The organism is Planktosalinus lacus, assembly GCF_014640155.1.
Lineage (GTDB): Bacteria > Bacteroidota > Bacteroidia > Flavobacteriales > Flavobacteriaceae > Planktosalinus > Planktosalinus lacus.
Window position 1 is genome coordinate 1 of record NZ_BMGK01000006.1, and the last position, 24,342, is coordinate 24,342.

Consider the following 24,342-nt stretch of genomic DNA (forward strand, 5'->3'; position numbering starts at 1 on the left):
ACAGAGTAGTTAAGCCCGTTAGCGCAGATGGTACTGCCATTACGGTGGAAGAGTATGTCGCCGCCTTCTTTTAAAACCCTTCATCTTTTGATGAAGGGTTTTTTTATTTATATACTTTTGATAATAGAAAATGTTTTAGGAAATATTCTGTTATTTTTATCTTTGATTTCTTAAAATGCGCACTCAAACAGAAAAAGAAGAATTTTATAACTGGCTTACTCACGGCATTGGTTTTTTGATGAGTATTCCGGGATTTGTCCTCTTGCTTATTTATGAGACAAGTGGAACTTTTCAAAGTATTTTAAGTGTATGCCTGTATGGAACTTCATTGGTCTTATTGTATTTTGCCTCTACTATTTACCACTTTGAAAAACGAACACCTCGTAAAGATCAATATCGCATTCTTGACCATATAAGCATTTATGTGTTAATAGCGGGAACGTATAGTCCCATAGTTTTAATTCTGCTCGAGGACAGTCTAGGATGGGAACTTTTCTGGACAGTTTGGGGAATTGTTGCGGTTGGAACTATATTAAAGCTTTTTTTTACCGGAAGGTTTGAAACCATTTCGTTATTGCTTTATATCATTATGGGCTGGCTGATTGTGTTTGACTTTCAGACATTGTATGAAAGAACTGATACTTTGGGATTAACATTGCTGGCCCTTGGAGGATTGTTTTATACAGTGGGAATTCTTTTTTATATAAGGCATCGTGTGAAATTCTTCCACGTTATCTGGCATATATTTGTTTTATTGGGAAGCCTTTTTCATTATTTATTTATATTCTTGAGGGTTATTTAAAGTAAATAAGCCAGAAATGTAGCAAAAATAACAATCAGAAGTTTTGCTAAATTAAACTTATGACCTTCACTGCTTTCAAATAGTATAGTTGTAGAAACATGTAAAAAAATACCAATAACAACGGCAGTAGCTTCCACATAATATAATTCCAAGAATTCAAACTTTTCAGAAGCAAAACTTCCGGCGGGGGTCATCAAAGAGAATAAGAGCAAGAAAAGTAAGCTGTTTTTAGTACTGTATCCCGCTTGAATAAAAAAAACAGTTAGAATGATTGCAATTGGAATTTTATGGATTATAATTCCTATCAATAAGTGGTCATGGTCATGGATGGGAATGCCCTCTAAAAAAGAGTGAATACTTAAACTCAAAAAAAGCAACCAGGGAAATGTAGTGTTTTTTGAATGTATATGTACGTGGCCGTGTTCAGCTCCTTTTGAAAAGAATTCTAAAAATATTTGCAACAAGATGCCAGCCATTATAAATATGCCTATGTTTTTGTTTTGAGAATCATAAACTTCCGGCAGTAGTTCAAAGACTGTCAACGCAAGTAAAAAAGCCCCGCTAAAAGCTAGAAAGAGCTTGATACTTCCTGGTTTTTCTGGTTTAAAAAGGATCACAAAAAAATATCCTACTGCTATAGCTAGAATGGGTAGAAGGTAATTCATCAATTAAAAATTAAGATTAATCTTGGCGAATTGCTCACATCAAAATTTCCTAAATTGTAATCTCCAAAAGTACGTATTAAATTAATTCCTGCTTTTTGAAAGTAGGAGAGAAAATCATCAAGTGTCAACGTTTTTACTTTTTCAGTGAAAAAGTATTTATCATTTGCATCTGTAAATGATATATCTTTGAATATATAACCGTCCTTTTCATATCGATGAATATGAAACTTGATTTTGTTAACTGTTTTAGTTTCCCGTTCAACTAGATTTTGAAGTACAAATTCGACATTCATAAAGTCAATAACTCCTTTTCCGTTTTCCTTTAAATTTGATTTAATAGCATGAAGTGTCCTTAAATTATCTTCTTCTTTTTCAAAATAGCCAAAGCTTGTAAAAAGATTTAAAACAGCGTCAAATTTGGCCGGAAAGGGCTTACACATATCATGCACTTTAAAGTGCAAGGTGTCATTTTCAAAGTCTTTTGCATATACTATACTTGCAGGAGAAATGTCAACCCCGGTAACATCAAAGCCCTTCTTGTTAAGGCTTACAGAGTGCCGTCCTCTTCCACAGGCAAGGTCAAGAATAGAGTCACCTTTAGATAAACCCAGGAACCTTGTGAGGTTTTTCATAAAGCTTTCGGCTTCTTTATAATCCCTGTCTTTATATAAAATATGATAGTATGGAGTGTCAAACCAGGAGCTAAACCAGGTTTCGTTCAGTTTTTGCATTGTTTTTCATTATCACGTCTAAATTAACGTATTTTTGCAGCATTAAGAAGTTGTTTTATGGAAAAAAATTTTAAAATGCTAGCTAAAACCATGTATGGTTTTGAAGATGTGCTTGCTAAAGAATTAAAAGATTTAGGTGCTCAACAAGTGGTAACGGGAACCAGAAATGTTTCATTTGTTGGCGATCAGGGGTTTATGTATAAAGCCAATTTGAGTTTACGCACAGCAATTAAAATTTTAAAACCAATTTACAGTTTTAAAGCACGAAATGACGAACAATTGTATCGCCAAATTAGAAAAGTTAACTGGCTGGATTATTTTGGTCCAACTACCACATTTGCTTTAGATGCAACTATCTTTTCGGATTTCTTCAATCACTCTCAATATGTAATTCATAAAGTAAAAGATGCTATTGTAGATCAATTGCGTGAATCAACAGGTGAGCGTCCTTCTATTGACACTGCACATCCAAATTTTCAAATTAACATACACATACAAGGAGATCAATGTACGCTTTCATTAGATAGTTCAGGAGGAAGTCTGCATCTTAGAGGGTACCGAACTGATACTAATATTGCTCCCATCAACGAAGTGTTGGCTGCGGGCTTGTTGTTGCAATCTGGATGGAAAGGTCAATGTGATTTTTTAGACCCGATGTGTGGAAGTGGCACTTTTTTGATTGAAGCCGCAATGATAGCTTGTAATATTCCCGCAAATATCAATAGAAGAGAATTTGGGTTTCAACATTGGAATGACTACGACGACAATCTGTTTGAAGTGATTGAAAATGCACTTTTAAAACGCGTGACCAATTTTAATTACACCATAGTGGGATATGACAAAGCTCCTTCTGCTATTGCGAAAGCGAAAGAAAACATCAAAAACGCAAACCTGGAAGAGTTTATTAAGGTGAGTCATGAAGATTTTTTTAAAACAGAAAAAAATACCAGCGGACCGTTGCATATTGTATTTAATCCTCCTTATGATGAACGATTAAGTATCGATATAGAAACTTTTTACGGTGATATTGGAAACACCTTAAAGCGAGAGTATCCCAATTCTGTTGCCTGGTTTATTACAGCAAATCTGGAAGCACTCAAGTTTGTTGGTTTACGACCCTCAAGAAAAATTAAAACATTTAATGGAAAATTGGAAGCCCGCTTTGTGAAATATGAACTCTATGAAGGAAGTAAAAGAAGAGGGTAAATTATTTTTTTGAAATTGGAATTAAATAACTGATTCCATATCCAAATCCGGCACCAAACTTACTGTTTTCATAAGTCCTTCCAAATCCGGGTATATAAAGATTCTCAAAATTTTCAGGTGTTTTTTCTGAAACTCTGTTTTTTAATTGCAGGTTTATTGAAAGAAATAAATTTTTCAGTACTTCAGCTTTGACACCCACAATTAGTTCAATCCAATGTACGGTGAGACCGTCAAATTGAAGAGGCTCTGTGCGAAAATCGGGTGGGAAGTAAGGAGCTTCTGTTGCTATTTCATATAGCAAAAGTTCCTGTGAAAAGGAGGAATACCCATATCTTAATCCACCAAAAATCATATTGTTTAAGCCATACCAGTTTTTATGAGCATTGTAGTCAAAACCTAATTTGAAATAGGTCCCATCACCTTTTGAAGTGATTCTATCATCAAAAGTGGTTTTCTCATCCATTCCAATTTCAAGGGCTATATAATAGTCTTTATAGATTCTATAATCAGCCATTATTTCAAAACCGGAAAAATTATCATCAAAAAGAGTTCTGGCAGGTTTAAAAACATCCAATCCCACACGCAATCCAAACGTTTCCTTTTCACTGAGTGAATCTAAAGGTTCAGAAGTAGTTTGCGCATTTAAAAACTGACAGACAAACAACAGGTTAATGATAAATATACAAATGTGCTTCATTTTGGTTTCTTGCGTTAATACTGTCGTTTTGAATGCTTATTTGCGAAATCCAACTCTGCTGACTGGCTGGGGCTAACTGGAAATTAAGGTCTGTAAAGTTGGTTCTAAACCCACAAGCTCTGTTGATATATTCATCACTTCTTTCATAAGTAAATGAGACAAAATCTATGTTTTGAATACTGTCGTTTGCATTTGAAATGAAATAATAATCTGTGAGATCTGTATTTGTCAAAAGTGGAATGGAAATTGAATCAATGGTAACCGGAGCGAATAAACTGAATTCATCTTCAGGCCTGATTACAGTAAAAGCTTGAACTTCCTTAGGTGCTTCAGGGTTTTCGGCATTAAAAAACTTGATGATTAATAAGGGTGTTTTTGATGTATCATCAGGACAGATGTCATCTCTGGTGCAACCCTGTAGTACTGTAAATAAACTAATTAAAAGAAACAGTTTTTTAATCATTATGTTCGTTTTTCCAAAAGTACAACATTTTCTACGTGATGTGTTTGTGGAAACATATCAACTGCCTGTGTTTTCACAAGTTTGTAGGTCTCATTCAACATTGAAAGGTCACGGGCTTGTGTTGCACTGTTGCAGCTCACATACACTATTTTTTGAGGAGCAACCTTGAGGATTTGGGCAACAACATCTTTATGCATACCATCCCTTGGTGGGTCAGTGATGATCACATCAGGCTGTCCGTGTAGGTAGATAAACGATTCTGTAAATACTTTTTTCATATCACCCACATAAAACTCAACATTGTCAATATTGTTAAATTGTGCATTTTGTTTTGCAGCTTCTATAGCATCTGGAACTGATTCTACACCGATCACTTTCCGGGCTTGTTTGGCAATAAACTGTGCGATGGTTCCTGTTCCGGTATATAAATCATACACCAACTCATTTCCTGATAACCCGGCAAATTCTCTCGTGATTTTGTAAAGTTCATAGGCTTGTTCAGAATTGGTTTGATAAAAAGACTTTGCATTGATTTTAAACTGCAGTCCTTCCATTTCTTCCACAATATAATCACGGCCTTTATAACAACGGATATCTAGATCATATAAAGTGTCATTTCCTTTTGAGTTAATCACATAAAGCAATGAAGTGATTTCCGGAAAAGTAGCGGCAAGGTGATCGAGTAGTTTTTCACTTTCGGTTTGATTTTCTTCATAAAACTGGAAAAGAACCATCAATTCGCCTATACTGGTGGTTCTTATCATCAGAGTGCGCAAAAACCCTTCTTGTTTTCGAGTGTTGAAAAAGGAAAGGTTATTTTTTACTGCATATTTTTTCACTTCAAGACGAATGCTGTTTGAAGGCTCTCGTTGTAGATGACATTCTTTTAAATCAAGAATTTTGTCCCACATACCGGGTATATGGAATCCCAAGGCATTGCGGTTTTCAAACTCTTTATCTGAATTTATTTCATCATAGGAGAGCCAACGGCTGTCTGAGAATGAAAATTCCATTTTATTGCGATAATTATAGATGTCTTTAGAGCCTAGAATTGGAGAAATTTCTGGCATTTCAATTTTTCCGATGCGTTTTAAGTTATTGACCACTTCTTTTTCCTTAAAAAAGAGCTGGTCTTCATACTTCATGTTTTGCCATTTACAGCCACCACAAATTCCAAAATGAATACACTTTGGTGTTGTTCTTCTTTCTGAATGTTGATGGATTTTGATGGCTTCTCCTTCATAGTAAGCACTTCGTTTTTTGGTAGTTTGTATATCAACCAAATCACCAGGAACAGCATTTTTAAGAAAAATTACTTTTCCATCAGGTGCTTTAGCTATGCTTTTTCCTTTTGCACCGGCATCAAGTACAGCTATATTTTCAAATATTTGACGTTTGTTTTTCTTTCTTCCCATACCGCAAAAATAATGTAATGAATGTGATAAATTAGTAAAAAAAGAAGTTAAAAAAAGAGACTAGTTAAAAGGAATGTCCATATAATAATAAGTGCCGGACCAATTAACCCCATTGAAACTCCTGCCAGCCTGAATTCTTTTTGTTCCACAAGACCCGTGCTAAACACAATGGCATTGGGTGGAGTAGAAACAGGTAAAAGTAACGAACAAGAAGCACTTAACCCGATGACCACTATAAATAAGATAGGGTTTACATTGGCATAGAGACTTATTATAGAAAGTGCTACAGGGGCAAGAATTGTCGTAGCAGCAGTATTGCTCATAAAATTTGATAGTACAACTGTTAAAATGCTAAAGAGAATTAATAGTAGATAAATATTAAAATTGAAGGCGCTTATTTTTGAAATAAAGTAAAGCGCCAATTCTTGCTCTTGTATAGCAATTCCAAGTGCTAACCCCCCGGCAACCAACATTAAGGTGTCCCAGGGCAATTTCCTTACATCATCGGCGTCAATTATTCCCATCATTGTCAATGCGACTATTGGAATACCTGAAACTGCTGCTACAGGTATACCTGTCCACTGTGAACTGAGCCAGAAGAAAACCGTGATTGCAAATACAATTAAAACTATGCGTCTTTGTTGAACTTCTTCTTTTTTATGATCTTTTTTCCGTTCAAGGTTTTCAATGAAATCGGTTGAAAGCTTTAAGTCTCCTAAGTTATATTTGCGCATCAATATCTTCCAAAAAATATACGTCAGTAGGAGTGCAATGGGTACCCCGATGCTCATCCACTCTATAAAACTTATTTTTATTCCTATAGATTCTAAAGCCCCTACTGCAATTGCATTGGGGGCAGAACCGATTATGGTTCCCATTCCGCCAATTGCTGCGGCGGTGGGAATTCCGAATAAAAAGGCTTTGTGAAGCTTTTTATTTTCTATTTCTTTAAAAAGAGGTGTCACTGTCGCCAGCATCATGGCAGTGGTAGCGGTATTGCTCATGACCATGGAAAGCACTGCTGTTACAAACATCAACCCTAAAATGATATTACGTGCTTTGTCTCCAAACTTGGGAGCAGTAATAATTAATAAACGAATATCCAATCTGGATTTTCGCATTCCTTCTGCCAGGAAGAAACCACCTAAAAATAACCAAATCACTCCATCAGACCATGTTTGTACATATTGCTTTACATCCATGGTGCCTTCCTGCCCCATAAAAAAAATAAGATATCCAACAATGAAAATGCCTACTGCAAAGGGAGGAATTGCTTCTGTAAACCACAAAAGCATAGCAAAAAACAAGAGAAATAAAACAATGTACTGTGACCGCACAAAACTATCGTCTCCTAAAAAAAGTGTCAAAAGGCCTGCTAATATAGTACAAGCCAAAAACATTCCTAGTTTTGTGTTTTTGGCATAAACGAAGGGGTATTTTGCAATTTTTTTTAAAGAATAGCCTCTTGAATCTGACATTTGTATAGCTTTTAATTCAAAATTATTACAATAATTTTTCTTAAAATATGATTTAAGCAATAATTAGTGAATCGTTATTAAAATTTAAAGAATATAGCTATTTTTGCGGATATAGGATGATTTCTCTCCACTGTTTAAATTCAAAAAGCAGGAATTATAAATTTTAATTTAAATTCAATATTTATGCACACTTCAAAGAATATCACTTCACAACAAGCCATCGAACTAGAAGACAAGTTTGGTGCTCATAATTATCATCCACTTCCTGTGGTATTGAAAAAAGGAGAGGGTGTGCATGTATGGGATGTTGAAGGTAAAAAATATTACGATTTCTTATCAGCATACTCTGCTGTCAATCAAGGCCACTGCCATCCAAAAATAATCAATGCTATGAGCCGTCAAGCAGAAACACTTACCTTAACCTCCAGAGCATTTCACAACGATATGCTGGGTCGCTTTGAGGAATACATCACCGAGTATTTTAAGTTTGATAAAGTATTGCCTATGAATACCGGTGCCGAAGCCGTTGAAACGGCCATCAAAATTGCCCGAAAATGGGCTTATGAAGTAAAAGGGGTGGATGAAAAAGAGGCTCAAATCATTGTGTGCGAAAATAATTTTCACGGAAGAACTACTACCGTTATTTCATTTTCCAATGATGAAAATGCACGTAAAAACTTTGGTCCTTTCACGCCTGGATTTATAAAAATACCTTATGATGATACCGAAGCACTAGAGAAAGCACTTGAAGAGAATGATAATATTGCAGGGCTTTTAGTCGAGCCCATTCAGGGTGAGGCCGGTGTTTATACCCCGGCAGATGATTATATGAAGCACGCACGTGAATTATGTACAAAACACAACGCTTTGTTTATGGCAGATGAAATTCAGACCGGTATTGCCAGAACAGGTTCTTTGCTGGCTGTATGTGGCAACTGTACCTGTGAAAACCGCTGTGAACAACAATCAACTTACAGCCGTCCTGATATTTTAATATTGGGAAAAGCTCTTTCAGGTGGTGCATATCCGGTTTCAGCGGTTTTGGCAGACAATCATATAATGAATGTCATTAAACCCGGTCAACACGGTTCTACATTTGGAGGAAATCCGGTTGCAGCAGCAGTGGGTATGGCTGCACTTGAAGTAGTCAAAGATGAGCACCTGGCGCAAAACTCAAGAAAACTTGGAGAGCTTTTTAGAAACGAATTGGAAAAATACATTGAAAACAGCAAGATTGTAAAGCTAGTTAGAGGGCGCGGACTTTTAAATGCCATTGTGATTAACGACTCTGAAGACAGTTCAACAGCCTGGGACATTTGTATTGCCTTGCGTGATAATGGCTTGTTAGCAAAACCCACCCACGGAAACATTATTCGTTTTGCACCTCCTTTAGTAATGAATCAAGAACAATTGCTTGACTGTGTTTCGATCATCACAAGAACACTCCTTACTTTTGAAAAATAAATATAAATTATGGAAATTAAAAAAGGCTGTTTGAATTTAACAAACAGCCTTTTTTGTTATGGGGGTACATTCTATTTATTATGGACGGTAACTTTGTAATCAATAATGATATCGTCTACAGTAATCAGCTTTACTAAATATACACCAGAACTTAAATTTGCAGTACTGAAGGAATATTTGGTTTGCTTACCCAAATTGCTTTCCTGAATCACTGTTTTACCGCTCATGTCGTATACATAAGCAGATTTGATGTCAATAGTCTCAGGGTTGTAAACTTCAAGTTGTTTTGCCCTGTTGTTTTGGAAAAAATCTAAAGCTGAAATATTTTTGTTGCCATTTCCATTGTTTTGTCCGTTGTTGTGATGTCCTTTTTTAAACACAATAAAATATCTGTCTTCAATAACACCTCCTGCTCCGGAATGATTGATAAGCGCTTTGTTGTTTAAATCCAATTTTTGATAAGTTTTTTCAAAGGCATCAAATAAAAATAGTTTTAAATTTCCAATATTGTCAAACCCTTTAATTTCTACTAAGCTTACTTCAAAATAATTAGCGCCATTTTTAACTTTAACACCTAGTGGAATTTTAGAATGAAAATCATAAGGTCTAGTCTGAATAACATATGGTTTTTCAACGTCCTCCAGTTTCCAATAGGCATCACCCGATGAGATAATACCAGGATGGCTACCATCATAACCTCTGTCAATACCATTGGTGGATTCATCAGAAAACATTAAAACCATATCCCTCACATAGTTTTCGTCTATTCCAATGTGAAACCTTAATGACCCCATAATATCGAGGTAATATTCAGAAATATTTGATTTATTAGAAGAATTTGTTTGAGATTTAAACTGGCTAAAGTTTTCAGCTCCTAAACCTATGTGTCTTCTCATGCTATTTTTAAAAGTTACAGTTCCATTGCCAGGTCCAATTGTTTCATCACCTAGAACCACAAAACCTTGACCTACAGGAGCAAATCTTCTTTCTACATATTCACCTACTTCACCGGTTGGTGTTCCTGAAGTTCCATAACCGTCTGTATAAGTATAAACTGGGTTTGTATATGTTCCGGAAGTTGTGCCGTCACCAATATCATCACCTCCAGCTGGAACCCAAATTCCATAACCGCCTTCATAATCGTAGATATAATGAGTGTTGGTTGTGCGGTCTTGATCCCAAAACAAGGCCTGACCCTCAATAGCAGTATTATCAAATATAAAAGCCGCTAAATCAATCGCTGAGGGATAAGGGTTACCAACCAAAGTTGATAATCCTTCAGTTCCATTATGAGATACTGTTATTGAAATATCACCGTCATTAGGTCTTCCCCTAAAATCATAAAGTTGGTCATGGGCATCCACATCGGTTCGGGTTCCTTTCATGGAGAAACCTTCGCCCGGAAGTATACCGTTTGAATTAGCAATATAAACCCAGCCATAATAAGAATTAGAACCTCTTAAAGCGTAAATCCATCTGCTCGAAATACGCAATGGGTTTGATAGACCATTTAAAGCGCCTGTAGTTTCTTGTTGAAGACTATGTGTAGGATGTGTCCCCCCATCTTGTACATCAAAAAATCTGGTAATACCAAAATTTTTATTGCCCGCTACCCCCTCGGGAACGCCAACAGGTGAACCCCAATAGTTATAATCATAGGCGTTAGCCCATCCTCTTTGTAAAATTGAAATTGAGCCGTTTCCTGAATTTTGGGAGGTTAATTTATCACCCTGGATAAGCTGAGCATCCCCTCTGAAATAAATACTTGCTTTTGTTTCAGCGTTTGTGTTTTCCACCAATTCTATATCTTGTTCAACATATAAGACAGCATCATTGGCATAAATATAGCTATCACTCCCACTGGTTGTATTTGGGCTTACATATAACTGTGCAGATAAAGTACCTGATACAAGTAGGAATGGTGCAAGAAAGAGTAGGGGTCTCATATATTTAATTTTATAAATTTCTATAAAAATGGCGAAATTATAATTAAACAAATTTACAATAATCTTTTTGAAAAAATAGATGAATTGTATAATTTTTCGATTAACTACTTGGTTTTGGAGAATTTGACTAGTTTTTTAATGAAGTTATTAATTAATTTTAAAAACTATATTTGCTAAAAATTATAATTAGATCATGAAATTAAATAAAGGTGATTTCGTTTCTGCTATTGATGAATTAATGGATGGAAGAGTAGTTGGTTTTAAAAACAATCAAGTTGTTGTTGAAACTGAAGACGGGTTTGAGTTATACTTTAATGAAAATGAGCTTATAAAATCCAACCAAAATATCTCTAAAGAAATAGAATTTTCAGTTCCACTCCCAGAGGTCTTAAAAGAAAAAGAATCTACTAAAAAACGAAAAGCACCTCTTTTTAAAACAGAAAAGCACATTCCAGTAATGGAAATTGATTTACATATCAATCAGCTTGTTAAGTCTACTCGTGGAATGGATAATTATGATATGCTCAATTTACAAATGGATACAGCCAAGCGTCAATTGGATTTTGCCATACAAAAACGCTTTCAGCGAGTGGTGTTTATTCACGGAGTGGGTGAGGGCGTGTTGCGTCAGGAACTGGAGTTCTTGCTAAAACGCTATGATAATATTAAGTTTTATGATGCTGATTATCAAAAATATGGTCGTGGTGCTACAGAGGTATATATTTTTCAAAACTCCGGCTCTTAGAACATTAATTATTAATCAGACCAAGATCAATCGTTTCTCTGATAATAACTTCGTTTTGACTTTCCAGTTTGATATTATTTAAAATAATACTTGTTGTAAAAACAAAGGTAGTATCCTGTTCAATTCCAACACCGCTATAAGTGGTATCAGTAATTTGGGTTCTTAATGTTGCACTTCCTTGGTTGCTTACATAATCTCTGTCAACTTCTGGGGTAATCGGTGGAACACTACTGCAAAAATAACTTGCAGGGATTTCATTTTGATAAGTCCTATAATTCACGGCATTTGTAGTTCCATCAATAGTGAAAATAAGTGTATCCTCTTGATAAAGAATAGAATCCTGAGCGGTTAATTTAAATGATAATGTTTCTAAATTGGTGTTATTAATTTTATAAAAAACATAACCTTCAATAACTTCACAGTAATCGAGTTCAATGGCTTCAAAATCAAAAGTGGTTACAATAATATCGCCATCATCACAGGAACTAACTGCCAAAACCAAAATTAGTGCTAAAAAAAACTGTTTCATTGTGAGTGTGTTTCCACAAAAGTAATAGTTTTGCAATACTAATAATAGAAGTAATCTTAATTATTTCAAATAAACTATTTTTGAAAAATGAAAAGTGTTTATTTTGACAGCGCTGCAACCACCCAAATGCGAAAAGAGGTTATCGAACGCATCACCAAAGTGATGCAAAATGATTTTGGAAACCCCTCATCCACACACTCCTATGGTAGAGCATCTAAATCTTTAATTGAAAATGCTAGAAAAACGATAGCGAATGAACTTGGTGTAACAGCAGCAGAAATTATATTTACTTCAGGAGGTACCGAGGCTGACAATTTAATCCTCAATAGTTGTGTGAGAGACCTTGGTGTAAATCGTATTATCACAACTCAAATAGAACACCATGCCGTTTTACATACTATAGAAGAGCTCCATAAGAATTATGAAGTAGAAATCGATTTGCTAACTTTGGATTCTTGTGGAGAAATTGATTATGATCAACTTGAGAGCTTTTTGAAAGATTCATCTAAAAAGACTTTGATTAGTTTAATGCATGTCAACAATGAAGTGGGAACCATGCTTGATCTTGACCGAGTGAGTGCATTGTCTAAAAAATACAACGCTTTATTTCATTCTGATACCGTGCAATCTATAGGTCATTTTAGGCTGAACCTCTCTGAAGTAAAAATTGATTTTATAACCGCAGCGGCGCATAAGTTTCACGGGCCCAAAGGTGTGGGATTTGCATTTATCAGAAAAAACACAGGATTGCAATCACTCATTTTTGGCGGTCAGCAGGAGCGAGGATTGAGAGCGGGAACAGAAGCTGTTCACAACATAGCAGGGCTCGAAACTGCTTTTCAACTGGCCTATGAGCATCTTGAGGAAGAGAAAGAATACATACTTTCATTGAAAGACTATTTTATTGAAACACTTAAAAAGGAAATTCAGGGGGTAAAATTTAACGGGGCCTGTAGTGACAACGCAAAAAGCACTTACACTTTATTGAATGTTTGTCTGCCCATTTCTCCACAAAAAGCCCTCATGCTGCTTTTTCAACTTGACTTAAAGGGAATTGCCTGTTCAAAGGGAAGTGCCTGTCAAAGTGGTAGCGATCAGGGCTCACACGTTTTAAACGCAATTCTCAATGAAGAAGACAGGAAAAAGCCATCTATCCGTTTTTCATTTTCATTGTTTAACACCAAAGAGGAAGTAGATTATGTAGTGCAGGTATTGAAGGAGTTTATTGAAAACTAATTTTTAAAACCGCATTGTCGTTCTTATATTAAATACTCTGGGAGTTAAATAATTTGGAATGGCATATTGCACCTTTGTATCTACATCTCTCACAAACGTATTTGTAATTGAGTTTTGAACGTCAAAAATGTTGAAAATTTCAAATCCAAAAGTAAGTTCCCTGAAAGGTTTTAACCATCCTGAAGCTCTTAGCTTGTCTTCACTCACAAGAACATATGAAAAACCTACGTCAGCCCTTTTGTAATCGGGTAAGCGACTTTGGTAATCATAGGGGTCTGCATAGCTTGGTGATCCGCCCGGAACACCCGTGTTATATACAAGATTTAAATAAACTTTCATATCGGGTATTTTTGGAACATAATCCTGAAAGAGAATACCAAATTTCATGCGCTGGTCTGAAGGTCTGAAAATATATCCTCTGTTGTCTATGTTTTCTTCTGTTTTGAGATACCCAAAACTTAGCCAACTTTCAGTGCCCGGAACAAATTCACCGGTAAGTCTTAAATCTAGACCATAAGCATAGGCCTTAGCATTATTGGCAGCTCTGTATCGAATGCGAACATTTTCAAGTGTATATGGATTTACATCTGAAAGTGATTTGTAATACAATTCTGAATTGAGGATGAAAGCTCTTTCCCACATCTTGAAACTGTAATCATTTCCTAAAACGATGTGAATTGATTGTTGTGCTTTAACATTTGGCACTACAGTTCCGGTAGAGTCTCTTAGCTCTCGGTAAAATGGGGGTTGGTGGTAGAACCCTCCCGAAACCCTGAACAACATATCAGCTTCCCAGTCGGGTTTTATAGCTACTTGGCCACGCGGACTGAATACAGTTTGTGTTGTGGTTTCAATGCCTTGTCCGCTAACCGTCCAGTTATGAGCTCTCACGCCTGCATTCAACCATAATTCATGGTCTCCCATACCGGTCCTTTTACTCCATTGTAAAAATCCGGAAATTCTATTGATCTGAATGTCATTAAAGGCGTCAATATCGTTATAAGGAACTAATGGCGCATCATATGGTTCATAAGGTTGGGTGTTGATGTATTCAATCCCGGGAGGGCGAATTGAAAATCCTGCTGAATCAATTATTTCATACTCTTGTACACGGTCTCTGATGTCTTCTCGGGTATATTTCAAACCATATTGAAATTGATTGTCATTTACAGAATAATCTCCTTTGTGTTCTATATTAAAAATCAGTGCATCGAGATCATTTCTGGCGTGGGTGAGTTGTGACCCAATCGCACGGCTAAACTCAACTTCTCCAAGGTCACTTGATCCAATATCAGAGTTGACCTCACCAATTCTGTATTGAGCCAAAATATCAAAATGCTCTTGTTCTTTGGTATGATAGGCCGAGGCAATAAACTTTAGTGTCAAGTTATCATTAGCAGCATAAGTGGCCTTAAATGCACCAAAATAGGTTTCATACCGATCTTCTTCCTGGCCTTCATAAAAAATCAGCAATGCTTTGGGGTCTGCTAGTGTTCCAAAGTTGGTCTGACGGGTGAGGGGTTTGTAGCTGTATTCATTCAGCGAAATATTTCCTAAAAATCCAATTTCCAGCTTGTTGTTGATTTTATAGGTGAGATATGTTTGTGCATCAGCAAAAACGGGCTTGAAATTGGTTTCTGTTTCTTTTGCATTTACCAAAAGACTGTTGTTTCTATATCTAACACCTCCAATGGCAGTCAATCGTCCGTTTTTTGAAATCCCACCTGCAGCAACACTTCCGCCCAAGAGGCTCAAGTCAACGGTTGCATCGAAAGATACAGGCCGTCTGTAAGTGATATCTAAAACTGAAGAAAGTTTATCGCCATATTTTGCCTGAAATCCTCCAGCCGAAAAATCTACATTTGAGGTGAGGTCGCTGTTTACAAAACTCAATCCCTCCTGTTGACCACTGCGAATTAGAAAGGGTCTGTAAACCTCAATCTCGTTAACATACACCAGATTCTCATCATAATTTCCACCTCTCACGGCATATTGTGTGCTTAATTCGTTATTACCACTCACACCGGGAAGTGATTTCAGAAGATTTTCAACACCAGCCTGAGCTCCGGGAGTTTTCCGGATGGTTTCAGGAGTTAAATTTACTATTCCTTGTACTTGCTTGTTTTGTCTGCTGGAAATGATGACTTCATCAATGCCTTCAATATCAAGTTCCATAATGGGATTAAATTCAAAGTCTTCGTTGGGTTCAAAATTGATTTCCAATGAAAAATTTTTAAAACTTAAATGTGAAAAGTTGATGGTCAAATTTTGATTGGAAGGGACTTCAAGCAAATAAAAACCACTAAAATCTGTTAGTGTACCTGAAGAGTTAAAAGTAACATTCACTCCGGGAATGGGCTGGTTTTCCTGATCGAGGATAACTCCTTTTATAGTTGCTGTTTGTGAATAAATACTGTTGCCAATTAAAAAGACAAGAACAAGTTGGTAGAATATAGTAGCTTTCAAATGTATCTATTTATTTTCTGAAAAAAGTTGCTTCAAATTTAGAATTATTTCCCACATTATCTGTAACAATGAGTTTTAAATTATTTTCAGTTTCTGAATTAATATGGTCTTCAAAATCATATGTCAGAAGGTTTTTCTTGTATTCATATTCCATTAAAATCCATTTACCATTGATAGTGGCGCGATAACTCTTTATTCCACTTTGGCTGTCATCAATCTTTATTTGTAGATGTTTGTGGTTACTGATCCATTTTCCGTCAGAAAAATTAACCGGTGAAATAGTTGGGGCTACAGTATCTACTCCAAGCCCATAATCACCTAATTCCCTGACTCTTGCTGAAATAATATCACCTTTTCTTTCTGTGTTTCTGTAATAAGGTTCTCCTCTGTAGTTTAATTTTCCAATAAAAACTTTGTCTTTATCAGGTGTGTCAAAATTTGATATATCTGCAGAAAGTGTGATGTAAGAGTGAATAGGTACATTATCTTCATGAAATTTCAAAGTGTTCCCATCTGAAGTAATATAAAGCTGCACGTCATCATAAAAACTTCCGGGAGGAATATTTACCGTAAATTTTCCTTCTTTAATATCAGCACCTTCACGCTCATAGACAGTATGAGTAAATTCTTTAACTTTTTCAGAGGTTTTGATTGAGTCACTCACACCTTCTATGGGTACAGTGATGGTGACATTATTTCCTTTAAAGTCTGAAACCAAGATTGTATAAACTGAATTGTAGCCATCCTCTACAGTAACAAAACCATTGTTTTTAGAAGTTTTAAAAATACTTAAGGGGTTGTTTTTTTCAACAAACAATTTTTGAATCCGGGCTTTTTTCTCTTTAAAAAAACCATAATCGATAAATCGGTTGATGTAACGGGTTTCGCTAAAAGAAACTTTGTCAAATACAATATCCACGCAATTTTCACCATTGTGGTTGGTTTGAATTCTAAAAACCCCGTTGCGATTGTTTGCAGCATTTTGTTGATCGTTTGCAGAAAGACCAAAGCCAAGGGTGCCAAAAGCAGTTATTTTTTCGGTTACAAAATTACCATCATTCTTTGGAATCAGACGGATTTGCCGGGGGTTGGCATCTTGAAAAACGTGTGAATCATCACTTATTGGGTATACAAAAACACTATTGATGAGTGGTTTTCGAGTATCATCTATGTCAATTCCAAAGAGTTTTGGGTTCATAGGCCTGGAGGCATGGTCTCTTATTTCAAAATGTAAATGAGGTCCACCACTGCTTCCCGAATTACCTGTATAGCCTATAAGGTCACCTTTTTTAACAATCAATTGATTTTTTGATGGAAAGCTTTCAACTTCATAGGATTCTTTTTCATATTGTAGGTTTTTGACATAGGTTTCAATATCTCCGGCATATTTTTTAAGATGTGCATAAACCGTTGAATAGCCGTTGGGGTGCTGGATGTACAAGGCTTTTCCATAGCCAAAATGTGCAACTTTAACACGGTTTACAAACCCATCAGCGGCAGCATAAATTGGAAGTCCTTCTTTCATTTGGGTGCGAATATCCAACCCAGCGTGAAAATGATTGTTTCTTAACTCACCAAAAGTGCCCGATAATTGTAATGGAATGTCAAGTGGATAAGAAAAGTAATCAACAGGAATAACTTCTTCCGCAGTATAGCTTTCAAAATAAGTGTCCTCCTGCGCAAAGGTTACAATAGAAATTAAAAATAGTCCCGCTAAAATCCCTTTCATAAATTAAATTTATACTATTGAAGTTACAAGGTATTACAAATGCCATAATTTCACAACTCAAATATTCAACAAATATTATTATAAAAAAAGAATTAAAAATGTTGGCTTATTTCATTTGGTGTCTTAACTTTGTGTGATTAGCATTGATATACATTTTTAATGGGTTCTCTTTCTGAAATTGTTGATACTCTTGAAAATAGAATTAGTAAGCTACTTCATAGTTATGAAAGTTTAAAGCAAGTTAATTCTGATTTAGAAAAAGAGTTAGCTCATGAAAAGCTCCAGCATTCCAATACACGTGAAGAGTTGGAACAATGGAAAGAACAAACAGACAATTTAAAAGTTGCCAATGCTATGTTAGGCAGTGACCAATTTAAACGAGAAACTAAACTCAAAATAAACGCTCTAATTCGTGAAATTGATGTATGTATTTCACAATTGAGTAACTAAATTAAGTATGTCAAACCAGCTAAAAATAAAACTATCGATAGCTGACAGGGTCTATCCATTAACGGTTAACCCAGATCAGGAAGAAGGTTTGCGAAGAGCAACCAAAAAGATAGAAGAAATGATTAAGCAGTTTGAACAAAACTATGCCGTAAGGGATAAACAAGATGTTTTGGCAATGTGTGCCCTGCAATTTGCAGCCCAAACGGAACAAAAATCAGTAAGTGAAGAAAAAGATTTTGCAATGGCAGAAGAAAGACTGAAGACTCTTAACGCAACATTGCAAGATTTTTTATTATAACGTTCTTTAAAATATAATAAGGTACTGCCTACATTATTACAAATTTTGATAAACTCAACACGATCTCTTTAAAAAGGGTGAGTTCAAGGTGTAAAAGCGTGCCGTCTCAGTATAAAAGCTGATTGGCGGATTATTGATCACCTTAGTAGCCCTAAACCTGATTTAAGGAGTTTATACAAATCAACGTTTTAATGTAGGCTTTTTTTTTATCTAAATTCAACCAACATGGATAGTTTATTTTTAATAATAGCAATTGGAGTAATAGGGATTGCATTGGGCTTTTTAATCGCTAAAATGATTGAAAAAAACAATGGTTCAAACCTTGTTAAATCTGCCAAAAAAACTGCTTCAAACATTCTGAGAGAAGCAAAATCAGAGGCAGAAACCATAAAAAAAGACAAAATACTTCAAGCGAAAGAAAAGTTCATCGAACTGAAATCTGAGCATGAAAAAGTGATTTTAAGCCGCGATAAAAAAATCGCTGAAGCTGAAAAAAGAATTCGTGACAAAGAATCACAAGTATCAAACGATCTAGCAAAAAACAAAAAACTAAATTCAGAACTTGAAGAACAAATCAAAGATTATCAGGAAAAACTTGACTTTCTTGATAAAAAACAGACTGAAGTTGATAAACTCTATCGAAGTCAGATAGAGCAACTCGAAGTGATTTCTTCACTCTCGGCTCAGGATGCCAAAGCGCAACTTTTTGAAACCATTAAGGAAGAGGCCAAGACAGACGCAATGGCCTACATTCAAAATTCAGTTGAAGAGGCAAAGCTAACCGCACAACAAGAAGCCAGAAAAATTGTCATCAATACCATTCAGCGTATTGGAACAGAAGAGGCCATTGAAAATACAGTTTCAGTTTTCAACCTTGAAAGTGATGATGTAAAAGGTCGTATCATTGGTCGTGAAGGCCGAAACATCAGAGCGCTGGAAGCAGCCACCGGTGTTGAAATCATTGTAGATGACACCCCTGAAGCCATCATTCTTTCTTGCTTTGATTCGGTGAGAAGGGAAATTGCACGCTTGTCACTCCACAAATTAGTAACTGATGGGAGAATTCACCCTGCACGTATTGAAGAGGTGGTTTCAAAAACAACCAAACAAATTGAAGAAGAAATTATTGAAGTAGGAAAACGCACCGTAATTGACCTCGGAATTCACGGCTTACATCCTGAACTTATTAAAATTGTGGGCCGAATGAAATACCGTTCTTCCTATGGTCAAAATCTTCTGCAACACTCAAGAGAAGTTGCCAAACTTTGTGGTGTGATGGCTGCAGAGCTTGGCCTCAATCCAAAACTCGCTAAACGTGCCGGACTATTGCACGATATTGGTAAAGTGCCCGATACTGAAACAGAAGTTCCTCACGCAATACTGGGAATGCAATGGGCAGAAAAATATGGAGAAAAAACTGAAGTGTGTAATGCCATTGGAGCTCACCACGACGAAATTGAAATGACCAGCCTCTTGTCACCCATCATTCAGGTGTGTGACGCCATCAGTGGCGCAAGGCCTGGAGCACGCAGACAAGTGCTGGATTCATATATTCAGCGCTTAAAAGACCTTGAGGACATCGCCTTTGGCTTTAATGGTGTTAACAAGGCTTACGCTATCCAGGCAGGCAGAGAACTTCGCGTTATGGTGGAAAGCGAAAAGGTAAGCGACGAAAAAGCAGCTAGCCTTTCGTTTGAGATTTCACAAAAAATACAAACTGATATGACCTATCCCGGTCAGGTGAAAGTGACGGTCATCAGGGAGACGAGAGCTGTTAATATTGCTAAATAATAAAAAAATCCCGCTTAAGCGGGATTTTTTATTTATTGACTTTAATTGTTTGCTGTTTTATGATTCATCATAAATAGAGTCGTAACCCTTTTCAGGACATTCAAAAAACTTACCAGTAATAAATCGATAGTTTTTGTTTAACTTTTTAATGGCTTTCATATCTTCTTCGTCTAATTGAATACTGCTGGCTTTAAAGTTATTGATGATGTTTTCCTTGGTAGTTGATTTGGGAATCACTGCGGTTCCGCGCTCTGTTTGCCAGGCAATCAATATCTGAGCAGCACTAGCCAGATGCTTTTTGGCAATCGAAACTATTTCCGGAATTTCCATCAAATTGGGTTCATCATCCGCTTTCATTTGTTCAGAACGGTCACCTGAACCTAATGGCGAATATCCGGTAACCAGAATGTTTTGTGAAGTACAGTACTCCAAAAGTTCATCTTGTTGTAAATAAGGGTGCAACTCCACCTGATTCATTTCAGGAATTTGAGTGGCTGACTCAATCAATTTCTTTAAGTTGGAAATGTTGAAATTCGAAACACCAATGTGCTTCATCAAACCGTCTTTTTTTGCTTTTTCAAATTCTGCCCAAGTTTCAGAAAGCGGTACTTCATTGAGTGAATAATAATCGGCGGGCTTTTCAGGAAAACCAATTCCGGGTTTGAATGCCACAGGCCAGTGTATTAAATACAAATCAAGGTAATCGAGTTGCAGGTTTTTCAACGAGCTTTCAATTGCCGGAATCACATAGGCTTTTTGATGTGAATCATTCCACAATTTTGAAGTGATAAACACGTCTTCTCTTAAAATGTTGCCTTCAGCAAAGACTTCTTGCAGCGCTTCTCCAATGTCTTTCTCATTTCCGTAAACTGCTGCTGTATCGATATGTCTGTATCCGGCATAAAGAGCGTCTTTAACAGCTTTTTTAACTTCGGCTCCTTTGGCTTTCCAGGTTCCTAAACCAATGGCGTGTACTGTATCCTTATTAGTAAATTTCAATGTTTTCATAGTCTTGTAATTTTGATTCTATGAAAGATACAAAATGCAAAAGCCTGTTGAAAATCTTCGGTTGACTTTAGGAAAAGTTTATCACTTAAAGTTTTCAAAAACACCCAGGCCAAACAAGGCAAAGTCATATTTCACAGGATCTACAGGATCTAGTTTACGTAAAGAGGAATCAAGCTCCAGTAATGCTTTGGCGTCGTTTTGCTTTCGCGAAAGCAATCCCAAACTGCGGGCTACATTTCCACTATGCACATCAAGCGGGCAAGAGAGCAGGGCAGGGTCTAGGGTTTTCCAGATTCCAAAATCCACACCGGTTGTGTCATTTCTCACCATCCACCTTAAAAACATGTTGATGCGCTTAGCCGCAGAATTTTTAAGTGGGTCTGAAACATGCTTCATCGTTCTTTCAGGGTGGGGGATGCTAAAAAAAATCTTTTTAAATGAATGAATGGCCGGTTGTATGCTGCTTTTTGTGGCGTTTTTTTTAAAAACAGACTCCAGTCCACCATGATTTTCGTAAATGTTTTTAAGTGAGTGGATAAAAAACTGTAAATCGATTCCGTTAAAGGTACGATGGACAAAGCGTAGAAGTCTATCAAGGTCATGTTCACGGTGATTGATGACAAAATCGTGTGGTGCATTTCCCAAGAGTTCAGCTATTTTATTGCCACTATTGATAATGCTTTTTCTGTTTCCCCAGGCAATGGTAGCTACTAAAAATGCGATAATTTCTATGTCTTCCTTTACTGTAAACCGATGTGGAATCTGAATGGGATCACTCTCAATAAATTTTGGTGAATTGTAGAGTTGCACCTTTTCATCAAGAAATTCTTTAAGCTCAGCTTGGTTTATTTTTTCCATCACACCATTAAGAGACAATCTTACCGTCACTCATCACCAGCTTTCGGTCTGCCATATCAGCAAATTCTTCATTATGAGTCACAATAACAAATGTTTGGTTAAACTCATCACGTAGTTTAAAGAATAAAGAATGTAAACTGTCAGCACTTGCACTGTCTAAATTACCGCTGGGTTCATCTGCAAAAATAATTAAGGGGTCGTTGATCAATGCTCTTGCAACCGCCACACGTTGTTGCTCACCTCCTGAAAGTTCATTGGGTTTGTGATGATATCGGTGTGAAAGCCCTAAAAAATCAAGTAGTTTTTTTGCTTTTTCCTCTGCTTTCTTTTTAGGAATATTTTTGATAAATGCAGGAATACAAACATTTTCAACAGCACTAAATTCAGGTAATAATTGATGAAATTGAAATATAAAGCCAATATTTTTATTTCTAAAGGCTGCCAGTTCCTTATCTGATAATTTTAAAATATTGGTGTTATGAATCAATAAGTCACCTGATTCTGCAGCAGGATTGTCAAGTGTTCCCAAAATATGTAGTAGCGTAGTTTTTCCTGCTCCTGATGCACCTACAATAGAAACTACTTCACCACTTTTAATGTGGAGAGAAACACCTTTTAAAACGTGTAAATCCCCATAATATTTATGTATGTTTTCAGCGTGTATCATATCACTTTATTGTGAGTTGTGAAAGTAAGTATTTGTGCTGATAAATACAATCGATTCAGCTAAAGAGTGTGTTTATTTTTGGAATTAGTATATTAACGAAAAGTTAATTGAATCTATTAATGTTTAAAACTACACTACATTTGTTAAACAATATTATTTATGAATAAATCAGATACAGAACTTGCAACCTTTGCCGGTGGGTGTTTTTGGTGTACCGAGGCAGTTTTTCAACGTTTAAGAGGTGTGCTGAAAGTAATTCCAGGCTATATTGGCGGTTCAATTAAAAACCCGGCATACAGAGAAGTATGCTCTGGAAAAACGGGACATGCAGAGGCAATCCAGATAAGTTATATCCCTTCAGTAATTACTTTTGAGGAGCTGCTTGAAGTCTTTTTTGCAACACACAATCCCACTACACTCAATCAACAAGGGAATGATAAGGGTACCCAATATCGAAGTGCTATTTTTTATCATTCGGAAACACAAAAAAATGCTGCTAAAAAAATGATTTCCTTACTGGACAAGTCATCTGCTTTTGAAAAACCCATTGTTACAGAAGTATCTGCTGCAACTCCTTTCTACAAAGCCGAAGATGACCATTTGGACTATTATAACCGAAATCAGAATCAAATATATTGCCAAATGGTGATTGCTCCCAAAGTTCAAAAAGTAACTGACTATTTTAAAGAAAAAACAAATTCAAACTATGAAGACTAATATTCAAGATATAAGCAATGAGCACATTACAAAAGGGTTGATGGATAGTTACAGCCAGATCCTCACGGGACTAGGAGAAGACATTACCCGAGAAGGAATTGTAAAAACCCCCGAACGGGCTGCCAAGGCCATGCGGTATTTAACTCAGGGTTATCACCAGGATGCCGCTCAAATACTAAAAGGAGCGATGTTTAAGGAGACTTATGAAAATATGGTGATTGTAAAAGATATTGAATTGTATTCATTATGTGAACACCATTTGTTACCTTTCTTTGGTAAAGCACATATTGCATACATACCCAATGGTCATATTGTGGGACTGAGCAAGCTGCCACGTGTGGTTGATGTTTTTGCACGTCGATTGCAGGTTCAGGAACGCATGACCAAGGAAATTTTGGATTGCATCAACAATACGCTCCAACCCAAAGGGGTTGCGGTGGTTATTGAAGCGGCACATATGTGTATGATGATGCGTGGTGTGCAGAAGCAAAATTCAGTTACAACTACATCAGGTTTTAGAGGGGCATTTGAAAAAATTGAAACCCGCAATGAGTTTTTAAAGCTCATCGAGAAGTAAGACAATTTTTGGAACATTTGTTGCGTTTTAGAATATAAAACGACCTTGAATGACTGAAAAAAACAAACTGCTTTTAAAAGGTATTGCCTATGATCTCATTGGCATGGTGTCCTATTTGTTTCCGGGTATCGGACCTTTCATTGATCTTATTTGGGCTCCTTTTGCGGCTACACAGATGAACAAAATGTACCAGGGTAAAAAAGGAAAAGTAGCGGCAGTAATTGTTTTTCTGGAAGAACTATCACCGGGTTTGGATTTGATTCCCACTTTTACGCTCATCTGGATATATACCTATGTCTGGAAAAAAAATAAATCTATTAAAGAGCCGTTGGAAGTAGAAATTGTAGAATAAAAAAAGCTGTCAAATCAATTAATTTGACAGCTTTTTAGTTTTATAAAGTACT

Annotated in this window: 24 protein-coding genes and 1 other RNA gene; 12 read left to right on the top strand and 13 right to left on the bottom strand. The window is 36.3% G+C overall.

Annotated elements, in window-relative coordinates; genetic code table 11:
- The first annotated feature begins 175 nt into the window (after positions 1 to 175).
- Positions 176 to 802 carry a PAQR family membrane homeostasis protein TrhA gene (gene trhA, locus IEV69_RS07975; RefSeq protein WP_188441287.1) on the top strand — a complete coding sequence of 209 codons (627 nt, stop codon included), beginning with the start codon at positions 176 to 178 and terminating at the stop codon, positions 800 to 802.
- Here trhA and IEV69_RS07980 read toward each other — a convergent pair.
- A complete protein-coding gene (locus IEV69_RS07980; RefSeq protein WP_188441288.1) occupies positions 799 to 1,467 on the bottom strand; it encodes a ZIP family metal transporter in 669 nt (222 codons plus the stop codon). The genes trhA and IEV69_RS07980 overlap by 4 nt on opposite strands.
- Positions 1,467 to 2,198 (bottom strand): class I SAM-dependent methyltransferase, encoded by a 732-nt coding sequence (locus IEV69_RS07985; RefSeq protein ID WP_188441290.1) that lies wholly within the window; start codon positions 2,196 to 2,198, stop codon positions 1,467 to 1,469. Before IEV69_RS07985 ends, IEV69_RS07980 begins: the two co-directional genes overlap by 1 nt.
- 57 nt (positions 2,199 to 2,255) lie before the next feature.
- Here IEV69_RS07985 and IEV69_RS07990 point away from each other — a divergent pair, with 57 nt between their 5' ends.
- Entirely contained in the window at positions 2,256 to 3,404 is a 1,149-nt protein-coding gene (locus IEV69_RS07990; RefSeq protein ID WP_188441292.1) for a THUMP domain-containing class I SAM-dependent RNA methyltransferase, read from the top strand.
- A gap of 1 nt (position 3,405) precedes the next feature.
- Here IEV69_RS07990 and IEV69_RS07995 read toward each other — a convergent pair whose 3' ends face one another.
- From IEV69_RS07995 to IEV69_RS08010, 4 genes are read right to left on the bottom strand one after another with little or no spacing between them, the layout of a single operon-like run.
- Entirely contained in the window at positions 3,406 to 4,101 is a 696-nt protein-coding gene (locus tag IEV69_RS07995) for a DUF6048 family protein (RefSeq protein ID WP_188441294.1), read from the bottom strand.
- Positions 4,073 to 4,564: a DUF6452 family protein gene (locus IEV69_RS08000; RefSeq protein ID WP_188441296.1), complete on the bottom strand. Its 492-nt coding sequence runs from the start codon at positions 4,562 to 4,564 to the stop codon at positions 4,073 to 4,075. The genes IEV69_RS07995 and IEV69_RS08000 overlap by 29 nt, the downstream gene beginning before the upstream one ends.
- Positions 4,564 to 5,979 (bottom strand): 23S rRNA (uracil(1939)-C(5))-methyltransferase RlmD, encoded by a 1,416-nt coding sequence (rlmD, locus tag IEV69_RS08005; RefSeq protein ID WP_188441297.1) that lies wholly within the window; start codon positions 5,977 to 5,979, stop codon positions 4,564 to 4,566. Before rlmD ends, IEV69_RS08000 begins: the two co-directional genes overlap by 1 nt.
- A 47-nt stretch (positions 5,980 to 6,026) precedes the next feature.
- Positions 6,027 to 7,457, bottom strand: a complete 1,431-nt coding sequence (locus tag IEV69_RS08010; RefSeq protein WP_188441299.1) for an SLC13 family permease — start codon at positions 7,455 to 7,457, stop codon at positions 6,027 to 6,029.
- Positions 7,458 to 7,640: 183 nt separating this feature from the next.
- Between IEV69_RS08010 and rocD the strand changes: the two genes are divergently transcribed.
- Positions 7,641 to 8,921: an ornithine--oxo-acid transaminase gene (gene rocD / locus IEV69_RS08015; RefSeq protein WP_188441301.1), complete on the top strand. Its 1,281-nt coding sequence runs from the start codon at positions 7,641 to 7,643 to the stop codon at positions 8,919 to 8,921.
- A 71-nt stretch (positions 8,922 to 8,992) separates the two neighbouring features.
- Here rocD and IEV69_RS08020 read toward each other — a convergent pair whose 3' ends face one another.
- Positions 8,993 to 10,867 (bottom strand): DUF8693 domain-containing protein, encoded by a 1,875-nt coding sequence (locus IEV69_RS08020; RefSeq protein WP_188441303.1) that lies wholly within the window; start codon positions 10,865 to 10,867, stop codon positions 8,993 to 8,995.
- Positions 10,868 to 11,060: 193 nt separating this feature from the next.
- Here IEV69_RS08020 and IEV69_RS08025 point away from each other — a divergent pair, with 193 nt between their 5' ends.
- The gene (locus tag IEV69_RS08025; RefSeq protein WP_188441304.1) at positions 11,061 to 11,612 is read left to right on the top strand and encodes a Smr/MutS family protein; all 552 of its coding nucleotides are present in this window, start codon (positions 11,061 to 11,063) and stop codon (positions 11,610 to 11,612) included.
- A 4-nt stretch (positions 11,613 to 11,616) separates the two neighbouring features.
- On the opposite strand, the gene IEV69_RS08030 is transcribed toward IEV69_RS08025, so the two are convergent.
- Positions 11,617 to 12,141 (bottom strand): hypothetical protein, encoded by a 525-nt coding sequence (locus IEV69_RS08030; RefSeq protein WP_188441307.1) that lies wholly within the window; start codon positions 12,139 to 12,141, stop codon positions 11,617 to 11,619.
- An 87-nt stretch (positions 12,142 to 12,228) separates the two neighbouring features.
- Between IEV69_RS08030 and IEV69_RS08035 the strand changes: the two genes are divergently transcribed.
- A complete protein-coding gene (locus IEV69_RS08035; RefSeq protein ID WP_188441309.1) occupies positions 12,229 to 13,377 on the top strand; it encodes a cysteine desulfurase family protein in 1,149 nt (382 codons plus the stop codon).
- Positions 13,378 to 13,380: 3 nt separating this feature from the next.
- On the opposite strand, the gene IEV69_RS08040 is transcribed toward IEV69_RS08035, so the two are convergent.
- Both IEV69_RS08040 and IEV69_RS08045 read right to left on the bottom strand, forming a co-directional pair.
- On the bottom strand, positions 13,381 to 15,843 hold the full coding sequence (locus IEV69_RS08040) for a TonB-dependent receptor (RefSeq protein WP_229741405.1): 2,463 nt from the start codon (positions 15,841 to 15,843) through the stop codon (positions 13,381 to 13,383).
- A 10-nt stretch (positions 15,844 to 15,853) separates the two neighbouring features.
- A complete protein-coding gene (locus IEV69_RS08045; RefSeq protein WP_188441311.1) occupies positions 15,854 to 17,572 on the bottom strand; it encodes a M23 family metallopeptidase in 1,719 nt (572 codons plus the stop codon).
- 159 nt (positions 17,573 to 17,731) lie between these two features.
- On the opposite strand from IEV69_RS08045, the gene IEV69_RS08050 reads away from it, so the two are divergent.
- From IEV69_RS08050 to rny, 4 genes are all read left to right on the top strand, one after another.
- Positions 17,732 to 18,022, top strand: coding sequence for a coiled-coil domain-containing protein (locus IEV69_RS08050; protein ID WP_188441313.1), 291 nt, complete (start codon positions 17,732 to 17,734; stop codon positions 18,020 to 18,022).
- A 7-nt stretch (positions 18,023 to 18,029) separates the two neighbouring features.
- Positions 18,030 to 18,320: a cell division protein ZapA gene (locus tag IEV69_RS08055; protein WP_188441315.1), complete on the top strand. Its 291-nt coding sequence runs from the start codon at positions 18,030 to 18,032 to the stop codon at positions 18,318 to 18,320.
- Positions 18,321 to 18,372: 52 nt separating this feature from the next.
- Positions 18,373 to 18,493, top strand: a non-coding RNA gene (gene ssrS / locus IEV69_RS08060) — 6S RNA.
- Positions 18,494 to 18,545: 52 nt separating this feature from the next.
- Positions 18,546 to 20,111 (top strand): ribonuclease Y, encoded by a 1,566-nt coding sequence (rny, locus tag IEV69_RS08065; protein ID WP_188441317.1) that lies wholly within the window; start codon positions 18,546 to 18,548, stop codon positions 20,109 to 20,111.
- Between the two features lie 57 nt (positions 20,112 to 20,168).
- Here rny and IEV69_RS08070 read toward each other — a convergent pair whose 3' ends face one another.
- The 3 genes from IEV69_RS08070 to IEV69_RS08080 form a co-directional block, all read right to left on the bottom strand.
- The gene (locus IEV69_RS08070; RefSeq protein ID WP_188441319.1) at positions 20,169 to 21,119 is read right to left on the bottom strand and encodes an aldo/keto reductase; all 951 of its coding nucleotides are present in this window, start codon (positions 21,117 to 21,119) and stop codon (positions 20,169 to 20,171) included.
- 81 nt (positions 21,120 to 21,200) lie between these two features.
- Positions 21,201 to 21,968, bottom strand: coding sequence for a TIGR02757 family protein (locus IEV69_RS08075; protein ID WP_188441682.1), 768 nt, complete (start codon positions 21,966 to 21,968; stop codon positions 21,201 to 21,203).
- Between the two features lie 16 nt (positions 21,969 to 21,984).
- The gene (locus tag IEV69_RS08080) at positions 21,985 to 22,644 is read right to left on the bottom strand and encodes an ABC transporter ATP-binding protein (RefSeq protein ID WP_188441321.1); all 660 of its coding nucleotides are present in this window, start codon (positions 22,642 to 22,644) and stop codon (positions 21,985 to 21,987) included.
- 159 nt (positions 22,645 to 22,803) lie between these two features.
- Here IEV69_RS08080 and msrA point away from each other — a divergent pair, with 159 nt between their 5' ends.
- From msrA to IEV69_RS08095, 3 genes are read left to right on the top strand one after another with little or no spacing between them, the layout of a single operon-like run.
- Positions 22,804 to 23,361, top strand: coding sequence for a peptide-methionine (S)-S-oxide reductase MsrA (gene msrA, locus IEV69_RS08085; protein ID WP_188441323.1), 558 nt, complete (start codon positions 22,804 to 22,806; stop codon positions 23,359 to 23,361).
- Between the two features lie 40 nt (positions 23,362 to 23,401).
- Complete coding sequence (folE, locus tag IEV69_RS08090) at positions 23,402 to 23,938, top strand: GTP cyclohydrolase I FolE (protein WP_373283664.1); 537 nt, start codon at positions 23,402 to 23,404, stop codon at positions 23,936 to 23,938.
- Between the two features lie 49 nt (positions 23,939 to 23,987).
- Positions 23,988 to 24,290 carry a hypothetical protein gene (locus tag IEV69_RS08095; RefSeq protein WP_188441327.1) on the top strand — a complete coding sequence of 101 codons (303 nt, stop codon included), beginning with the start codon at positions 23,988 to 23,990 and terminating at the stop codon, positions 24,288 to 24,290.
- The last annotated feature ends 52 nt before the right edge of the window (positions 24,291 to 24,342 follow it).